Below are 1324 nucleotides of genomic sequence, written 5' to 3'. Positions count from 1 at the left end.
CTGAGGGATCCCCACGAATTTAGCATGTAATCTTGCTCATGCAAGCTTCAGCGGTGAGTTCATCAAGCCAGCGGATCGTCTTTTTCCACTGATGCAGGGTAAATCGCATTGAGGTGTTAAAAGCTCTCAAGCCAAGAAAGTGAAAGGATAGTACGGATTTTGTTTCGGTATTTGCCTGAAAGCGTCGATGCTTGTTACTGACAACTAATAGCATGCCCAACAGTACAGCCACTAACGAAGCCAGTGTGGTAAGCAAGACCAGAACAGTAATGCGTGTCTTGGTTGTGCTGCGATTATTTTCATACCCCAGACCAAAGCGCGTGCTTTTCATATCCCGAAAGCCTTCTTCTATTTGCATGCGCTGGCGATAAATATCGATGACTTGTTTAGATAAGTGACGATGGTAGGGCAATGACGTCGCCAGTAGCCACGGATCTCTTGCGCCATCAGCATATTTCAATGAATTGGTATCCCGTTGGCGCGAGCCATTGGCATTAAACGCTCGTCGACCTTTCGCTTTCTCTTTAACCAACACCAAGGTACAGGCAAAAGGTCGTGACTTGACGATAAGCGCGTTATCAAATCGCTTGGGCCGTGTTGTAGCCTTTAGATAAAGCTCAGCGATAGATTGCCATTCATTACCGCCATCCAGCGAATATAAATGTGGCTTTCGCACACGTCCGACAATATGCCATCTCAATGCCTGCACTTCACGAAACCACGGCGATTTGTAGCCCGCATCAGTGACAATAATGGGCTGGCAGGTATCCGGTAAGAGCGTGTGCAATATCTCTAAAAAGTCTCTATGTGTAGTCGCTTTTGCACTGGCTTTTCTATCATGCACTTCCTGATAAAGGGTAATAGGCCGCCCTTTAACGACAATTGCGGCGCGAAGTAAAAAGTGCTTTTTGCACTTATCCAAATCTGACCAGTCAACGGCAATGACAGGATGTTTACAGGTACAAAATAACCGGCAAATCATTGCATAGATAAACGGTACTTCACGCTGGAGGTGACCATTAGATAACAGCCGATCAGCCCGCTTAATACGGTGTTTCTCATAGGCATTGGAACGGATACCGCGCCCCATACTGGTCACAGTGGCCGAACCGCTCTCAATCAAGCTTCGCACACAGGCGACAACGGCCTGTTTGCGGGTTTTATGCATTTTATGGCTGACAAAAGAGACAAGATTGTTCAATATAGAGCGTGCATTCATGGTGTTTTCTGTGTTGGTTTTTTTTGGCGAAAGATCTGATCACCAAATGCCATGAATGTTCCCTAACTCTTTGACTTTATTTTACTATTCGTGGGGATAGCTCAG

Annotated in this window: 1 protein-coding gene; it reads right to left on the bottom strand. The window is 46.1% G+C overall.

The window, feature by feature from the left end; all coding sequences use genetic code 11:
• Nucleotides 1–19: 19 nt before the first annotated feature.
• The gene (locus tag ACX5KA_RS11135) at nucleotides 20–1219 is read right to left on the bottom strand and encodes an IS4 family transposase (protein WP_100970741.1); all 1200 of its coding nucleotides are present in this window, start codon (nucleotides 1217–1219) and stop codon (nucleotides 20–22) included.
• Nucleotides 1220–1324: the final 105 nt, after the last annotated feature.

The sequence above is a fragment of the Alteromonas alvinellae genome, assembly GCF_902705805.1.
Note: the sequence above shows the minus strand (reverse complement) of the source record. Positions and strands in the feature narration are given on the sequence as shown.

What these genes read in the sequence shown, in the direction of transcription:
- ACX5KA_RS11135 (WP_100970741.1), bottom strand. Translation starts at nt 1,219, where the DNA reads ATGAATGCACGCTCTATATTGAACAATCTTGTCTCTTTTGTCAGCCAT.